The organism is Myxosarcina sp. GI1 (genome assembly GCF_000756305.1).
GTDB lineage: Bacteria > Cyanobacteriota > Cyanobacteriia > Cyanobacteriales > Xenococcaceae > Myxosarcina.
The window spans coordinates 383220-400248 of the sequence record NZ_JRFE01000014.1 but is presented as its reverse complement, the minus strand read 5'-3'; the positions used below and the strand labels follow the sequence as shown (position 1 = coordinate 400248).

Annotated in this window: 13 protein-coding genes, 1 other RNA gene and 1 pseudogene; 12 read left to right on the top strand and 3 right to left on the bottom strand. The window is 40.4% G+C overall.

What is annotated here, in order from left to right; translation table 11 throughout:
* The first annotated feature begins 23 nt into the window (after positions 1 to 23).
* Positions 24 to 464 (top strand): SRPBCC family protein, encoded by a 441-nt coding sequence (locus KV40_RS08655; protein WP_036479957.1) that lies wholly within the window; start codon positions 24 to 26, stop codon positions 462 to 464.
* Between the two features lie 71 nt (positions 465 to 535).
* Here KV40_RS08655 and KV40_RS08650 read toward each other — a convergent pair.
* Positions 536 to 1398 (bottom strand): annotated as a pseudogene (locus KV40_RS08650) (IS1634 family transposase).
* A 341-nt stretch (positions 1399 to 1739) separates the two neighbouring features.
* Between KV40_RS08650 and KV40_RS08640 the strand changes: the two are divergent.
* From KV40_RS08640 to KV40_RS08630, 3 genes are all read left to right on the top strand, one after another.
* A complete protein-coding gene (locus tag KV40_RS08640; protein WP_052055483.1) occupies positions 1740 to 4187 on the top strand; it encodes a PQQ-dependent sugar dehydrogenase in 2448 nt (815 codons plus the stop codon).
* 317 nt (positions 4188 to 4504) lie between these two features.
* Entirely contained in the window at positions 4505 to 4990 is a 486-nt protein-coding gene (gene folK / locus KV40_RS08635) for a 2-amino-4-hydroxy-6-hydroxymethyldihydropteridine diphosphokinase (RefSeq protein ID WP_036479954.1), read from the top strand.
* Positions 4991 to 5128: 138 nt separating this feature from the next.
* Positions 5129 to 5686, top strand: coding sequence for an NUDIX hydrolase (locus tag KV40_RS08630; protein WP_036479951.1), 558 nt, complete (start codon positions 5129 to 5131; stop codon positions 5684 to 5686).
* Between the two features lie 6 nt (positions 5687 to 5692).
* Here KV40_RS08630 and KV40_RS08625 read toward each other — a convergent pair whose 3' ends face one another.
* Together KV40_RS08625 and KV40_RS08620 are read right to left on the bottom strand one after the other, a co-directional pair.
* Entirely contained in the window at positions 5693 to 7300 is a 1608-nt protein-coding gene (locus KV40_RS08625; RefSeq protein WP_172657254.1) for a mechanosensitive ion channel family protein, read from the bottom strand.
* A 101-nt stretch (positions 7301 to 7401) separates the two neighbouring features.
* Positions 7402 to 8322 (bottom strand): NAD(+) kinase, encoded by a 921-nt coding sequence (locus KV40_RS08620; RefSeq protein ID WP_036479948.1) that lies wholly within the window; start codon positions 8320 to 8322, stop codon positions 7402 to 7404.
* Between the two features lie 122 nt (positions 8323 to 8444).
* Here KV40_RS08620 and ssrS point away from each other — a divergent pair.
* The 8 genes from ssrS to trmFO all read left to right on the top strand — a co-directional run bounded on the left by ssrS (position 8445) and on the right by trmFO (position 17023).
* Positions 8445 to 8627, top strand: a non-coding RNA gene (gene ssrS / locus KV40_RS33270) — 6S RNA.
* A 108-nt stretch (positions 8628 to 8735) separates the two neighbouring features.
* Positions 8736 to 10010 (top strand): pitrilysin family protein, encoded by a 1275-nt coding sequence (locus tag KV40_RS08615; RefSeq protein WP_036479946.1) that lies wholly within the window; start codon positions 8736 to 8738, stop codon positions 10008 to 10010.
* A gap of 19 nt (positions 10011 to 10029) precedes the next feature.
* Positions 10030 to 11334, top strand: a complete 1305-nt coding sequence (locus KV40_RS08610) for a pitrilysin family protein (protein WP_081942810.1) — start codon at positions 10030 to 10032, stop codon at positions 11332 to 11334.
* 575 nt (positions 11335 to 11909) lie between these two features.
* Positions 11910 to 13322 (top strand): MotA/TolQ/ExbB proton channel family protein, encoded by a 1413-nt coding sequence (locus KV40_RS08605; protein WP_036479944.1) that lies wholly within the window; start codon positions 11910 to 11912, stop codon positions 13320 to 13322.
* A 147-nt stretch (positions 13323 to 13469) separates the two neighbouring features.
* Positions 13470 to 13925 carry a hypothetical protein gene (locus KV40_RS08600; protein ID WP_036479942.1) on the top strand — a complete coding sequence of 152 codons (456 nt, stop codon included), beginning with the start codon at positions 13470 to 13472 and terminating at the stop codon, positions 13923 to 13925.
* A gap of 15 nt (positions 13926 to 13940) precedes the next feature.
* Positions 13941 to 14648 (top strand): hypothetical protein, encoded by a 708-nt coding sequence (locus KV40_RS08595; RefSeq protein ID WP_036479939.1) that lies wholly within the window; start codon positions 13941 to 13943, stop codon positions 14646 to 14648.
* Positions 14649 to 15344: 696 nt separating this feature from the next.
* Positions 15345 to 15479: a hypothetical protein gene (locus KV40_RS36945; protein ID WP_256381112.1), complete on the top strand. Its 135-nt coding sequence runs from the start codon at positions 15345 to 15347 to the stop codon at positions 15477 to 15479.
* Positions 15480 to 15655: 176 nt separating this feature from the next.
* The gene (gene trmFO / locus KV40_RS08590; protein WP_036479937.1) at positions 15656 to 17023 is read left to right on the top strand and encodes an FADH(2)-oxidizing methylenetetrahydrofolate--tRNA-(uracil(54)-C(5))-methyltransferase TrmFO; all 1368 of its coding nucleotides are present in this window, start codon (positions 15656 to 15658) and stop codon (positions 17021 to 17023) included.
* The last annotated feature ends 6 nt before the right edge of the window (positions 17024 to 17029 follow it).

Here is a 17029-nt window from a genome sequence, read left to right as displayed (position 1 = left end):
TCAACTCGCATCCTTACAAAATCATGACAGATTGGTTAGAACATACCGTACAAGTAGAAGTAGACGTTCCCATCGAGGAAGTATGGGGTATGTGGTCGGATTTAGAACAAATGCCGCGTTGGATGAAGTGGATCGATTCGGTGACAATTTTAGAAGACAATCCCGAACTATCTCGCTGGAAATTGGCTTCGGGTGGTTTTAACTTCACTTGGCTATCTCGCATACTGCAAGTCGTACCCGAACAAATAATTGAATGGGAATCAGTAGACGGTTTGCCCAATCGAGGCGCGATTCGCTTTTACGATCGCCACGGCAAAAGTATAGTTAAAATGACTTTTTCCTATGCAATCCCTGGCATTCTAGGCAGGTTAATGGATAATTGGTTTTTGGGCGATATTGTCAAATCTACGGTACAAGCAGATTTAGAAAGATTTAAAGAATACGCTTTAAAACACAGTAAATAGCAGTAGAGTTAAAAATTGAGCGTTGCACCTAATACGTGAGACTTATTTTAACCGACATTCCGCAGAAAAGTTTAAGAGAGCAGATAATATTGACGACAATAGGAATTAAAAAACTGAAGAATGTGACTTCGTTCACTAGTAAGATTACTAATTTGTTTGACTCCACCGAAGGAAACAAGATGAACCGACATAAAGCATTGAAAAACCCAACGTAGAGTAGGGGAAGTAGTCGGTTTGCCCAACTGATTAGGAATAGTTTGCCCTGCGGTTGCCAAAGCTAGTCGTAAAGCACGTTGACCCAGACTATAAACTAAAAGAGATAAGCCCATAACTATTGCCAAAGCAGCAATCCGTTTTGGGGATTTAAGAAAAACACTACTGGTAAAGAACAAAGGCTCTTTGAGAAATCGAAAACCTCGCTCAGTAGATTGTTGTGCTTTATACTCAATCAACAATTGGTCATTGCTCAACTGATGTTTGTCCAAGACATTAGTTGCCAGAATAAATCTTCCTGCTTTTCGTTCTTCTAGAGCAATAGCATTTAGATTAGGAATCAAACTAGCATCAATTTGGTAATGAACCTGAGTTGGGAGTTGATTTTGAGGGGGTCTACCAGATTTGCCGTGACTAAAATGTGGAATTAGTTTCACATCATATCGTCATTAAGATGTTCTGGTAATATTCCTTCCCCCAGTAAATGTTCTGTAGCTTTACCCTCAAAGAATTTTGGGAACAGATATAATGGAGAGCTAATCATGCCCAAGCCATTGATAATCATGGCTTTCACTGCTTGCCCTGTTGTTACTTTTTGGTTGCCATGAGAAGCGATAATTTTGTCTATTTCCTCTACTAGCCCAATTTCATCAATTATTCCTGCGATTATTCCACAGTGATTTAGGTCTTTAACTTTTACTTCTGCTGTTGATGGTGTCATGATTTTTAACATACCATCAACTTTTTCTTTAATTTAACTTGATTTGATATCCAGACTTGATTCTTCCGATAATTATTCAGTTATTTTTTTATTTCTGCGGAATGTCGGTTTTAAGTATTTTAGAACTTACGCCAAGTTTCAACCATAGGAAACAGGCAAAGGAAAACAAAAAATAGGGATTGCCTGCAATTTAATTTTCTAATTGTGTATGTTCTATTTTATTAAGATGTGCTCCGTAAATATACTAATATAAATAGCAATATTTATCATTTAAATTAAGCAGTCATAAGGCTTGTAAAGCTTTCAAGCCAAACTGTATATTTGTATACATTAAAACGGTCATGGTCGAAACATTTATCGTAGAAGCTGAATCGATGTCTCTCGACACCTATCGTATTGAAGCCAATGGTTCGGCATCGGGTGGAGAATTAATTAGTTTAGCTGGTGGCTGGATTTTTCAAACTGGAACTGCTTCATTTAGTTTTGAAGGAGCTTCTGGAGAGTACGATATAGTTGTTGGTTACTATGACGAGAATGACGGTATTTCAAGACTTGAAGTCAAGCAAAACGATAACGTTTTAGACAGTTGGAGACTCAATCGCAATTTTCCTAGCGGTGGAGCAAATTCGACAACCGCAACTACCAGAGAAATTGCTGCGGGTATAACTGTTAACCAAGGTGATAATTTTACCCTTACAGGCAGAGAGAGATGGTTTGAACCAGCAAGAGTTGACTATCTCGAATTCATTCCCGTCAATTCTGAGCCTAGCATTTTAGCTTTAGGCAACAGTATTTTTACAGTCAATGAAGCTGCTGGTACGGTTGATATTCCCGTAGTACGAACTGGTAATCTACAGCAAACCGTTTCGGTAAACTATCAAACTTTTGCTGAAACGGCGATCGCAGGAGAAGACTTTACTGCTACGGAGGGAACGTTAACTTTTGCTCCAGGAGAAAGCAGCCAAAATATCACCGTTCCAATCATCGATGATGAAACAGTAGATCCAGAAGAAACCTTTAGTTTAACTATTGATAGTGTTACAGGTAATGGCACGCTCGATGCACCCAGAACCGCACGCATTACCATTAATGACAACGAAACTCCTGTAGATGCGGTAATTTTAGAGGAAACTGAAAGCAACACTCAAGTTAGCGAAGCAGGGGGTAGCGATAGTTACAGCATTACTCTAGGCAGTCAACCAAATAGTAACGTTACGGTAGATATTACCACCGATGACCAGGTTAGCACTGATGTTGCGACTCTTACCTTTACTCCCGATAACTGGAACGAAGCTCAAACAGTCAGCGTGAGCGCAATTGATGACGATCTACAAGAAGGCAATCATCAAGGAACGATTAGCCATAGTGTCAGTAGTGAAGACAATACTTTTGATGGTTTTACCTTAGAAGATCTGGCAGTCGATATTCTCGATAACGATCTTGGTGCCTTTGTTCTCGAAACCTTTGCTTCGGGACTAAATCAGCCAACCGCAATTGACTGGACACCCAATGGTGAAAGCTTGTTTGTAGCACAACAAATTGGAATAGTGCGTTTAATCGAAAATGGCTCTTTAGCGGCAACGCCGTTTATCGATATTTCAGAACAAGTTAACAATACCAGAGATCGTGGTTTATTGGGATTAGCCGTTCATCCAGATTTCCCCAACCAACCCTATGTTTATTTGGCTTTTACCTACGATCCACCTGAAGCACAGGGAAATACTGGTTTGGCAGGACCCGACGGTAATGGCAATCGTCCTTCTCGCGTCATCAGGATCGAAGCCGATCCTAGTACTGATTTTACTACTGCTCTACCTAATAGCGAAGTCGTGATTGCGGGAGCCAACAGCACCTGGGAAAATATTAGTCGTCCCGATGCCAACAGTACCAATGATTTTGATATTCCTCCGTCGGGAATTACTCCAGAAGGCGAAAATATTCAGGACTATTTAGCTACCGATAGCGAATCCCATTCTGTAGGTGCCTTGCGTTTTGGAACTGATGGTTCTTTATTTATCAGCAATGGTGATGGAACTTCCTATAATCAGGTCGATCCCCGCAGCGTTCGCGTTCAAGATATTGATAATCTTTCGGGTAAAATTTTACGCGTAGATCCTCTTACTGGAGATGGTTTGTCTGACAATCCATTTTATGATGGTAATCCCGATAGCAATCGCTCTAAAGTATATAGCTATGGCTTACGCAATCCGTTTCGTTTTACCATCGATCCTGATACCAACGAACCATATATTGGCGATGTAGGCTGGAAGACTTGGGAAGAAATTAATACAGGTGCTGGTGCTAACTTTGGCTGGCCCTACTATGAAGGTGGCAATGAAGAAAGCTTGCAGCAAAATGAGTATCAAACTCTACCAGAAGCACAGGCTTTTTATGAGAGTGGAGAATCTGTAACCACACCGCTTTATGCTCGCAATCACAGTGATGGTGCTGTGGCAATTATTATGGGAGATTTTTATACTGGCGATACTTTCCCTGATGTCTACGATGATGCTTTATTTTTTAGTGACTTTGGTGATAGTACAGTACGCTATCTAACTTTTGAAAATGGTAATGTTGAGGTTAATACTTTTCAAGATAACGTTGGTGGTCTGACTCAAATATCGACTGGTCCTGATGGAAATCTTTATGGAGTCAATCGCGGTACAGGAGAAATTATCAGCTGGAGTTTCGATCCGACTCAAAGCGGAAACATTATCGATGCAGGAGAACAAAATCTTACAATCGCTAGAACTGCGCAAAATGACTTTTTATTGGCTCAAAGCTTTTAGTTGCTATGACTTTGAAAGCATTTGAGTTAGCAATCACAGCAATTTTCATATTAATTGAGTACAAATTTATACCAAACGAGAATCGCTGACCCCCTGGTGCCTAGTGCCTGACTAATCCAAAACGAACCTCATCCAACTAAAAATTGCTGTATGTACTTTAATATCTTGTTTGGCAATCGCTAAGTAAAGAGTTTTATTTAGGAAATATCTAAATTAAATTTTTAGAATTTAATAAAGCGATCGCCGAGTATAGTTATGTCAATTAGTTTTCTGTAGTCTGCTAATCTAACTAAAAAATACAAATTATTTTATTAGTAATGGCTAAATGTGCGATCGCTCTAGGTAGTAATTTAGGTGATTCCCTCAATACTTTAAAAACTTCTTTAGCAGTACTATCCCAAACTCCTGGCATAGATTTGAAAGCTACTTCTAGCTGGTATCGAACCAAACCAGTAGGAACGCCTACGCCTCAACCAGACTATCTCAATGGTTGTGCGCTGTTGCAGGTAGACCAAACTCCAGAAGAGTTATTAACTCTTATCCAGGCGATCGAACTTCAGTTTGGACGAGTGAGAACTGAAAAATGGGGAGCCAGAACTCTAGATTTAGATTTGTTACTATACGAAGATTTGATTTTAGAGCATCCTAATCTGACAATTCCCCATCCCAGAATGAACGAAAGAGCTTTTGTGTTAATTCCTCTAGCAGAAATTGCTCCAGACTGGATCGAACCAGTTTCCCAAAAAGCGATCGCTCAACTTGCCCGACGAGTAGACGCTACAGGAGTCGAAAAATACGGTTGAGTAGAGTAATGATATTCTTAATATTAAAGTTTCCCCCAACACAATGATCGACATAAATCTGACAAAGGAAAAAACCAAATTTTCTCACTTTCGATCGTTTTACTGCTTAACTACTAACCACTAACTTCAAACTCACATATGTCAGTAAGTAACGAACCCTCAGAAATTCTGCAACGCAAGCTATTTTATAAAGGACGTAAATTTGACTACGAAGTAATTAAACTGCGTCTACCCAACGGTGTTGAAGGTGACTGGGAATGTATTCGCCATCCAGGTGGAGCTTTAGCCGTACCAGTTACCCCAGAGGGTAAATTTGTTTTGGTCAAGCAATATCGATTTACCGTCAAAGGTAGACTGCTAGAGTTTCCTGCGGGTACCGTCGAACCAGATGAAGATCCTGCTGAAACCATAAAACGAGAGATTGAAGAAGAAACAGGCTATCGCGCTCATCAGTGGCAATCTCTTGGTAAGTTTATTCTCGCCCCTGGTTACTCCGACGAATATATCTATGCTTTTTTGGCACGAGATTTAGAAAAATTGGCACAACCTCCCCAACAAGATGAAGATGAGGATATAGAAGTTGTATTGATGAGTGGTGAAGAACTAGAGGCAGCAATTGTAGCTGGCGAACCAATAGATGGTAAATCTATTGCTAGTTTTTATATGGCACGTGCTTTATTGAACAGCGAAGGTTAAAAAGAATTATTTCTTGCCATTTGTCTGGCGATCGCTAATCCAACGTTTTAGTAAATGAAGCAAATGATTTTCTAATTGAGGAGTTAGAGTTATGGGTAAATTACCAGTACGCAAGTGCAAATCTCTTTGAGGAAAAGGGATTTCAATATCTTGCTTTCTAAGAATTGCTTCAATACTAAAGTAAAGATCGCTTTTAACTCTTACCTGAATGCTTGGATTAGCTACCCAAACTAACAATTCAAAATCGAGGGAACTATCACCAAAGCCAGTAAAAAAAACTTGCGGTTTGGGATTGCTCAAAATTTCTAAATGTTCCTCTGCTGCCTTTAATAGAGCTAATTTAAATTTATCTACATCAGTACCGTAAGCCACGCCAACTGGTATGTGAAGTCTGGCGGCTGAGTTGCGATGACTCCAGTTAATTACTTCGTCAGTTAAAAAGCGTGAATTAGGTACGATAACCGAAATTCGATCTAAAGTTTGTAAGACAATACTCCGCGCTCCCACTCTTTCTACAGTTCCTAAATGTTCTCCTACTTGAATAAAATCTCCGACCTGAATCGTGCGCTCGAATAACAACACCAGACCGCTACCGAAGTTCTTAGCAATATCTTGAAAACCAAAACCAATACCTACACCCAAAGCACTACCAATTATTGCCAGTGAACTTAAATTCAGTCCATACGCTTGCAGCAAAATAATTACGCTAATCGTAATCAGACCGTATTTAGTAACAATTAAAATTACCTCTTGCAAACCGCGACTGATTCTAGTTGCCTGTAAAATTTTGACTCGCAACAGGTTGGTGACATAGCCGCTACCGATGATGACGGCAATCAATAAAGCTATCAGAATTACTAGATCGATAATTGAAAAGTCATAGCCGCTGAAATCAAATACTGAGTTATTAAATAGATTGAAGATTCGATATCGCCATTGTCTTGTCAGAGGAAATAACTCAGAAATAGTCAGGATAGTAATTATCCACAAGATAAATTGAATAAATCCCAATTTGACGCGGTATAAAGTAGTGAGGCTAGAAGGCTGAGAACTGTCATTGTTGGGAAAACCTGGAATAATTTTTTTTATGGCCGTTCTTAAAGGATATTTTTGCAGTCGATCGATAAACCTACTTAAAATTAGGGCAACCAATAGTATCGCAACTGCAATAATTCCGCGTTGTTGAAGATAATCTGTGCTTCTTTCTTGTCTGGCTAAAGCGATCGCTAAATCGATATCGTCACGGATCTGTTCGGCTCTGGTTTGAATAGTTTCGCTACCAAGGGTATCGTCGCTAGTAACAGTAAATAAATAGTTATCGTTGAGATAAATTACGGGATAGTTGTTTTCTTGTCTTATACTAACTTCTAAAGATTCGGAAGATTTAATAGCGTTTTTAAGCTTAGTTTCGATGTTTTCCGCTCTTTCAGCAGCTTTTTGTTCTGTCGATTGGCTGACAGAAAATATTCTTCTACCGTCAATTACTACTGGAGCTTTTGAAGTGTTCTCTGAATTAGGAGTTAATCGTAGGTTTTCCAAACCATAGAAGTTTTGAAAGGGGGCATAGTCAAACTGCGCCAATGTTATGTCACCATCAACAACCCAGATTGACACAGTAGTAAATATAGCTATAGCTAAATAAAATAGCTTTTTGTAATTCATCAATCGCTGTAATTTGTTTTAAAAGTATTAACGATTAGTGTTTATTAAAAAAATTACTTTAAACCATTATTTTCATAATGAACTCTCGTTCCAGCCCATAGTAACTTTTCTCTCAAAGTTTGATAGAAAGAATAACTTTCTCGAATAATAATAAATTTTGCTTGACAATTTGCCATTCGTACTTGAACTCTCTGTCCCGGCCAGATAGTAGTTCCTAAAGCTCCATCAGTCCAAAGTTTGGTATTAACCTCGCGATCGCCAAAAGGCCAAATACTGACTATGCTACCAGGGGGTAAGACAATTGGACGACCAGAAAGGCTGAGAGGGCAGATAGGAGTTACGGCAATCGCCAGCATTCCAGGATGTAAAATCGGTCCATTAGCGGAAACTGTATAGCCTGTAGAACCTGTAGGAGTCGATACCAGCAAACCATCGCCGCTGTATTGATCTACTACTTCCCCATCTACTTCCATTTCTAAAATTGAAGTAGGCATGCGGTCTATGCTAGCAGGCTTAATGCACATCTCGTTGAGACAAAAAAAACGTTCGCTAACGGCTTGCGAGTTGCTGCGATCGCCCTCAAATATTTGTGCCTCCAGCATCATGCGTTTTTGAACGGCATAGAGATCTGACTCCAAACGATCCCACATTTTTTCTGTGTCTTTAAACAATTCAAAAGGTTCGGTCAAAAAACCCAGGTGTCCGCCTACGTTAACTGCCAAGATTGGTATATTTTGTGGTGCAAGTTGTCTGGCTGCCCCTAAAGCCGTACCGTCTCCACCCAGGACAATAGCTAGATCGATATCGATCGTTGAAGAAGCTAAAAACACTGGGTAGGGATTGTCTCTAATGCCGCTCGGTCCCATTAGAACTTTGCATTGACGTGCTTCTAATTCTTTCGCACATTTTTCAGCCCACTGTTTGCTGTTACTATCGTATGCTTTGTAGACAATGATTGCGTGTCTTAACTCCACCTTAATTTCATTAGTTGCTGCATGTTTCCCATATAATATCGCGCCCCTTCAATCTTTACCGTAGAGACAAACGCGATTCGTTCCTACTTGCCAAAAACGCAAAAATTATTAAGATAGAAAAGGTTATGCTACCGCGTTGGTGACTACCTGCATAGTTTAACGATCTATGCTTGATTTATTTGGGGAATAACTGTTTTCTGTGGAAGTATACCGAGCGAGTACTCGGAAATGGAAGCAGAAAATGCCAATCCCCACCTGGTGAACCCAGGTCGTAAACTAGGGTAAGACGGCGCGGCGGTATGCCATTAAACCAAAAATGTCATGGTTTTCAAATAAAATTAGCTCTACAGCAACAAAATAATTAGTTAAGAAAAAGTTATTATTAGCTATATTGCCTAAAGTGTAGCTAGTTAATGCCACGACTATTAGAAAGTTTAAACACAGTTCGGTTTCTAGCCGAAACTCACAAGTTAGATAACGGATTAACTCTAATTCATCAATATTTGCCCGCAACCCCTGTGGTAGTTGCCGACGTTTGGGTTAAGGCTGGTACTACAGCCGAACCAGAAGCATGGTCTGGAATGGCACATTTTTTAGAACATGCTATTTTCAAAGGCTCTCCCAATCTCAAAGCTGGAGAATTCGACTGGATAATTGAAAACGTTGGCGGTATGGCTAATGCTGCTACTAGCTATGATTACGCGCATTTTTATTTGACCACAGCCACAGCACACATCGAGCAGACTTTACCCTGTCTGGCAGATATTTTACTCCACGCCAGCATCCCAGACGAGGAATTCGATCGCGAACGAGATGTAGTATTAGAAGAAATTCATTCTAGCTATGACGATCCAGACTGGATCGCTTTTCAAACACTATGTCAAACTCTCTACCAGCATCATCCCTATAAACGCTCGATTTTGGGAGAAAAAGAGTTATTAATGCAGCATACACCCGATCGCCTGCGCTGTTTTCATCGAGCATACTATCAGCCAGAAAATATGACGGTAGTAATGATAGGGGGAATAGAATCGCAGACGGCGCGATCGCTGGTAGAATCATCTTTTACAGAATTTAGCCAACCTAGAGAATGTCCCCTTGAGGTAGTTCGAGAGGAGCCATCAGCAACCGCCATTCGCCGCCAGGAATTGCGCCTACCCATAATCGAATGTGCTCGTTTATTGATGGGATGGGTCGGACCTAACGCGAGCGATCTTGAAGAAGCGATCGCTTTAGATTTATTATCGGTAATTTTAGCTGGAGGTCGCTGTTCTCGCTTAGTGAGAGAATTTAGAGAAGAGCGTCAGCTAGTACTAGATATTTGCAGCGATTTTTCTTTGCAAAAAGATTCAAGTATTTTTACAATTAACGCCTGGCTACCAGAAGAACATCTAAACGAAGTCGAGAGCTTACTAGGTACCAGCCTATGGCAATTACAAAACTTTTTGGTATCAGAGTTAGAGTTAACCCGTGCCAAACGGCAACTAATTAATAACTATATTTTTTCGATGGAGACTCCCAGCCAGTTAGCAGGCATTTATGGATTCTATGATATAGTGTCTTCCGCTGAAGATTCGGCACTTTACCCTCAGATTGTCGAGCGACTATCAGCAGTGCAGCTTCGAGCAGTCGCCCGACGCTATCTGTCTCCAGAACGCTATGCTATTACTAGCTTGAGATCTTGTTAAACGATAATTACCAGCAACAATGTCCGAAAAATTGACCAATGGTCAGCCAAATACCGCTCCCACCACCAATGAAGAACCTCTGTCAGTAGCAGAACCTCATTTACAGCAACTCGTATTAGATAATGGCATCACCCTAATAGTTATAGAAAATCAAGCTGCCGATATAATTTCTGGTCGTTTTTTTTTCAAACAGGCAGGCACAATTGCCGAAAAGCGCGATCGCGCGGGACTCGCTCATTTAACTTCTGCCGTAATTACTAAAGGGACGGAAAAACTTTCAGCCTTAGATATTGCCGAAAAAGTAGAATCTATTGGTGCGGGTCTGGGTGCCGATGCGGCAACAGATTATTTTTTGTTCAGTTTAAAAACCGTAGCGGCTGACTTTCCTGCCATGCTAAAGCTATTAGCAGAAATCGTGCGATCGCCGTCTTTTCCTACAGCAGAAGTAGAACTAGAGCGCAAACTAACTATACAAAACATTCGTTCGCAACAGGAACAGCCCTTTAATGTAGCGTTTAATCAACTTCGCCAGCAGATGTATGGCGAACATCCCTACGGAGTTTCAGCTTTAGGGACGGAGTCTTCAGTTGCCGAGTTAACACGTCAAGATTTACAGCAGTTCCATCAAACTTATTTTCGCCCCGATCGTCTGGTAATTAGTCTATCTGGACGCATTACTCCAGACACAGCAGTCAGTTTAATTCGAGATGTATTTGGTGACTGGAAAGCTCCTACTAATCCTCTTCCAAAACCACAATTCCCTACTCTAACCGCCAATCCTTTCACTGCCGAAATCGTAAGAGATACTCAACAAGCAATTGTGATGCTTGGTTATTTGGGAACTAGTGTCGATTGCTCCGACTATCCAGTTTTGAAGTTAATTAGTACTTATTTGGGTAACGGTCTTTCCAGTCGTCTGTTTGTCGAACTGAGGGAAAAACGCGGTTTGGCTTATGATGTATCGGCATTTTATCCGACCAGATTGGAACCAGCACCGTTTATTACCTATATGGGGACTGCGCCAAAGAATATCGAAGTTGCGATCGCTGGTCTGAGAGATGAAGTAAAGCGATTGAGCGAAGTCAAGCTTAGTGAAGCGGAGCTACAAGGAGCTAAGAACAAACTTTTAGGACAATATGCTTTAGGCAAGCAAACCAACAGCGAACTAGCTCAAATTTATGGCTGGTACGAAACTCTAGGTTTGAAAGTCGAATACGACCGCAATTTTCAAGAGGCAATAGCTAAAGTTACAGGCGATAAGATCTTGGAAGTAGCAAACCGTTATCTAGATAGACCTTATCTATCTCTGGTTAAACCCCAGTAACACGCGAGTTAGATGGTTTAGAGAATTAAATTATTAAGGCTGGTTTTTAGAGTTAAAGGAAGTTATACTCCTTGATTTTTCGTTCCCGTGTTACTAGTAAATCATTCAGTTGTTAAAAACGTACCCTTGTAAGGGGACTGGGAGCAGGGAAGATAGGGAGCAGGGTTAACTGCTATTTATCTAATTCAAGAATGTTCAGTTTAAACAATTAACAGCTCGGCCACGTATTTCCAATATTTTACCCAGATTTTAATTTTACTAGACTAAGGTAATTGAACCTTTATAGACTCTAATTGGCAGCCGTTATATATGTATGGCACTATCAATAAAAGCAAAAAAAGTGGCAAATATTGAGATATTTTTTACAATCGTTTTATCGATGCTAGGGTTGTGTAGGTCAAACTCGATCTGTAGACCATAGTAACCTTCGTTGTAATTCAAGATATTTCAGTCGCAAGTTTTTAGCATGAAGCGTATCGCGAACGTAGAAGGTAGTTTACCGCTGACTAGCAAATTTTAAGAGGTCGTCGAGTAAAGTGTAGCAGCCAGTCTAATAAATTTCTAATAAATTTAAAATGAATAAGCTTAGTTCTAAATCTAAATCCCGTGTTCGCGGCTCCAAACGTCAAGAGTTAGAAATCAATCTACCATTTGTTTTAGGAGTGGCGGCGGCGATCTTTGTAGTGGTTTACGCAATACTATTACTTTTTAGAGATACTTATCTCGGTATTCTTTTCTACGAACGAGGATTTACTCAATATGTAGCAGTAGCCCTAGCAGCAATAGTCGCAGCTATAACCATACTTAAATATATCAAGCTCAGATATGAATATCGCGCTTTAAATAGAATTTGGATTGCCGACCACATACCCCTAAACCAGCCAGAGTCTCACGAAGTCAAATATTTTCAAGAAAGATTGACTAAAGATGGAAACTTGGTCGCTATGCGCTGTAGTCGAATTCTAAAAGCCTATATTCAAAGCGGCGATCGCGCCGTAGCTAATGAATTTGCTCTCGATGATTCGTCATTTTACTTAAGTGCTTCGGAATCTTCTTACTCAATTCCTCGGATTTTGGTTTGGGCAATTCCTCTTTTAGGATTTATCGGTACGGTAATCGGTATCAGTCAAGCAGTTAATGGTTTTTCGGGTTTCCTCGAACAAGCGGGCGATGTCGAACAAATTAAAGAAGGAATTGGCACCGTAACGGGGGGCTTGGCAGTTGCTTTCGATACTACACTACTAGCTTTGTTTTTGAGTGTTGTGGTGATGATTCCGTTGGTACTGGTAGAACGCTACGAATCTCGCTTGCTCTTGGGAATCGACGTATTTATTAACGATAAGCTGCTACCCAGACTGCGAGATAAAAACAAACATTTAGATGAAGCAGCAGTAGACCGCGCCGTCAAAGATGCCATTGACGGACATTTCCCCAATCCCGAAGCTTTGGTGGAACCAGCACAATTATATGCTCAACAGGCAGCCCAGGCTTTGGCTCAAGGATTTATGGCCGAAATTAGTAAAGTACAGGATGTCAATTCTCAGGTAATGGATCGGGTTACTCAAATTAGAGAACTGGCAACACAAGATCGTCAGGAGTTTATGACTTTCTTTACCCAACAACAGCAAGCCAGCCAGGAATTGATCTATCAAATTAAAACTACTGTTGACGAAATTAGAAGTAAAAACGTCGCCACAGCTAATGATTTGAGCGATCGCACCCAGGAAATTAGCAATCAATTAGAAAATGCGGCTAAAGCTTTAGAACATCGAGTTGCCGCTTTAGAACAAGCTAGCAGCAAATTTAGCGATTTTAAAAATTTACAGAGTAGCTTGGATGATAGCCTGCGATCGTTAGAAAAAACGGCTCAATTAGAGACAGTCTTGGTAGGAGTAAGAGATAACTTAGGCAAGCTAGAACCAATTCTCCAGCAGTTAAACAAACCCCGTCGTATTACTCTAGTCGAACAAGACGGTAATAATAAATAATCTTTACTGGGCTTTAAAGAACAAAAATTTTCAATGACGATCTTTAGTAGTCAAAACGAAGGAGGAAAGGACAACAATTCTTTTTCCTTCTTCTCTCGAATCTCTTCCCTAAGGGCGAAGCCTTTAGTTCATCTATAACAAATTTTTATGCGTAGGCAAACTATTTCTCGCAAACATACTGAAGTAGAATTATTTCCCTTTCTCTCAATCTTGGCTTGTACTATCGGTACCCTAATTTTACTGATTATCGTACTTACAACTCAAGCTATGAATCAGCAAGAGGTAACTATTGTCGCCAAAGCTGAGGAGGGAGGGGTAAATCGCAGCAAGTCACCACGCTATATAGAATGTCGCGATGATGGGGTAGTATTACATCCAAGTGAAGAATTTATTCCTAGAGCCAATCTAAACGATCCTAATTCGCCCCTACAAAAACTCATTCAACAAGTCAAAGCTAATAAAGATAAAGAATATTTAATTGTTGCCTTAAGACCAGACGGTATTGATATCTTCAATCAAATTCGCGATTTGGTAGAAGGAGAAGGTATTGATATTGGTTACGAACCAGTTGACTTTAACTGGAAGTTAACTATTAAAGAATAAATAACACTTGAAATTATGAGAAATAGAATACGGCGCAAACTTGCCGTTCCCAGTCAAAATCTCGACTCTTTTTTAGATATTCTGACTAATACTGTTGGAGTATTAATGTTTGTTAGCTTGTTTGTCACGTTAATTGCCGTTGAAGCAGACTCTATTGTTAAAACTCCTATAGTAAGTAAAAGTACAAAAGAGCCACGTTTTTTTGAGATTAGAGACGGTAAAGTTACATATCTTAATGATGCTAAAGTACAACAGGAAATTGAGACGCTCATAGGCAATCTTCCTAATTGCAATCGACCAGATTTTTCTGATGAGTTCGATCTTACTGGTTCTAGTGAATACGTACGACGGATGAGTGAATATCGATCTTGTATCAGCAGCCGTTCCAATCGTTTGATAAATTTTCAGACTCAAACTGAATATTACAACGTCAAAATGACTAATGCTAGCACTTTTTCGATGGTATACGAGCCAATTGCCACTAAAGAAGGTGAAAATAAAGACCAGATAGCTGCAAAAAAATCCGAATTCAATCAAGTTTTGGCGGGTTTAAATCCACAACAAGATTACCTGGCTTTTATTGTCAGACCTGACAGTTTTTCGGCATTTCGGACTGCCAGAGAGCAAGCTTGGGCGCAAGGATTTGATGTCGGTTGGGAACCGCATAAAGAAGATATTCCTATTACCTTTGGTTCTGGTGGCAGAGCGATCGGGGTACAGTAAACTCAGTTAGACAGCGAAACCAGTTAAAACAGTGGGGCTTTCAAAAGTCAGCCCCTTGTGAAATCAGAAAGATTAATTTTTATTTGTTTTCTGGCGTTACCCAATACGACGAAAAATAATAGTTTCAAGCAACAAAAAATTATTACTATGGTGACTCATTAGCCACTGGTGACAAGTTAAGCAAAAATGTTATTTGCCAACTGATAGTCTCTGCGCTCATCATCTAACGTTAAATATGAATAAAGCTGTAAACTGTAAGTATTTTTAAAAGCTTATAGCTTACAGCCAAAAATCGATTGACGAAAAGCGTAGTCCCCTAACTTTAGTCCCCTAACTTATCGAATGCTTATTAGCTTGACTTGCTTTTTTAGTTAGAGAACGCCTGAAAAGCAACAATTCAAGATTCTCTGTTTTCAGCGATCGAAATAATGCCTTTTCTCATCTTCGCCAAACTTTTTAGCCTCCTCTCATAATATTTAATTTAGTAAGTGAAGAAAGCACGTTTGGGGATCGTGGTGCTAAAAGTGTGAGACAGCATATTTTTAAGCAGCAAATTATTTAGTTCGGATTTTAAAATTCTGAGTCTTTTATTTCTATCTGTAACGATTTAACGAACTCGTTAATAATTGTTGAATTGTCTTGACACCATTGCTAAATTATGAATGCAAATAAAAATCTCAATTAGGAGATGCAGCCATGACTATTACATCTACAGCGATCGCTCTGATTGCCGTTTTAGCTTTAGGCTATTTATTAGCTGTAAGCATCGGAACCTGGGCTTATTTCGCTAACGAGCCAAAAACAGGAAAAAGCTCTGAAGCAAAAAATTAAAAATTGTTTGATACCGTATTGCGATCGCAATACGGTATTGACTGTAATTTTTTTAAACAAGATTTATTTTAGCTCGATAAGCGATCTTGCTCTGCGCGCTGACACAAGCCAATCGCTACTTAACACTACAAAATTAATTAAACTGAGATAAGACAATATATTGACTAATCTCAGCTATGACTGACAACAGAGTAACAGTAATCGGTGGTGGACTGGCAGGAACCGAAGCAGCTTGGCAAATTGCTAGGGCGGGAATCCCAGTAACCCTATATGAAATGCGACCCGTGCGGTCTTCTCCCGCTCATCACACTCAAGAACTAGCTGAATTAGTCTGTAGTAATTCTTTTGGTGCTTTAGCCAGCGATCGCGCTGCGGGGTTGCTACATGCCGAACTACGCCATTTGGATTCAATTGTTATTCGTACTGCCGACAAACACTCCGTACCAGCAGGAGGGGCTTTAGCTGTAGACCGGGCAGTATTTAGTAGCGACTTAACCCACACTTTAGCCAGTCATCCCCTCATCGATTTAAGGCGAGAAGAAATTGAGTCAATTCCCCAAACTGGTGTGGTAGTTTTAGCAACGGGTCCTCTAACTAGCCACGATTTGGCAGAAGATTTACAGCAGTTTACTGGTATGGAATACCTGAGCTTTTTTGATGCGGCAAGTCCCATCGTAGTAGGCGAGTCGATCGATCGCGACATAGCTTTTTTGGCTTCGCGTTACGACAAAGGAGAAGCGGCTTATCTTAATTGTCCGATGAATAAAGAACAGTATTTGCGCTTCCGAGAGGAGTTATGTAACGCCGAAGCTGCCGAATTAAAAGACTTCGAGCGAGAAAGTGCCAAATTTTTTGAAGGCTGTCTTCCTATTGAAGAGTTGGCGCAACGGGGTGAAGATACGATGCGTTACGGACCTTTAAAGCCTGTGGGCTTGTTCGATCCTCGCTGGGGAGACTTTCGCGATCCTGCCAACAAACATAAGCGTCCCTATGCGGTAGTACAATTGCGTCAGGAAGACAAAGCAGGACAGTTGTGGAATCTAGTTGGCTTTCAGACAAACTTGCGCTGGGGCGAACAAAAACGGGTATTCCGTCTAATTCCTGGTTTGGAAACTGCCGAGTTCGTTCGTATGGGAGTGATGCACCGCAACACTTTTATTAATTCTCCCAATCTTTTGCATTCTACTTTGCAGTTTAAGACTCGACCGACTTTACTTGCCGCAGGACAGCTAATCGGTACGGAAGGCTACACCGCAGCTACGGCAGGAGGGTGGCTGGCAGGAACTAATGCCGCTAGAACTATATTGGGAATCTCTCCCGTAATTATGCCTCAAACAACTATGATGGGTGCCTTATTTGAATTTATTAGTTCGGCTTCTGCCAAACACTTTCAACCGATGCCGCCAAACTTTGGCATTATTCCTCAATTATCCAACAGAGTCAAAAATAAACGCGAGAGATACGGCAAATATCGCGATCGCTCTTTAGAAGATTTGATAGCCTGGCAGCAACAGTTAGATCGAACTCTGGTAAAAGTAGGGTAAGTCTAA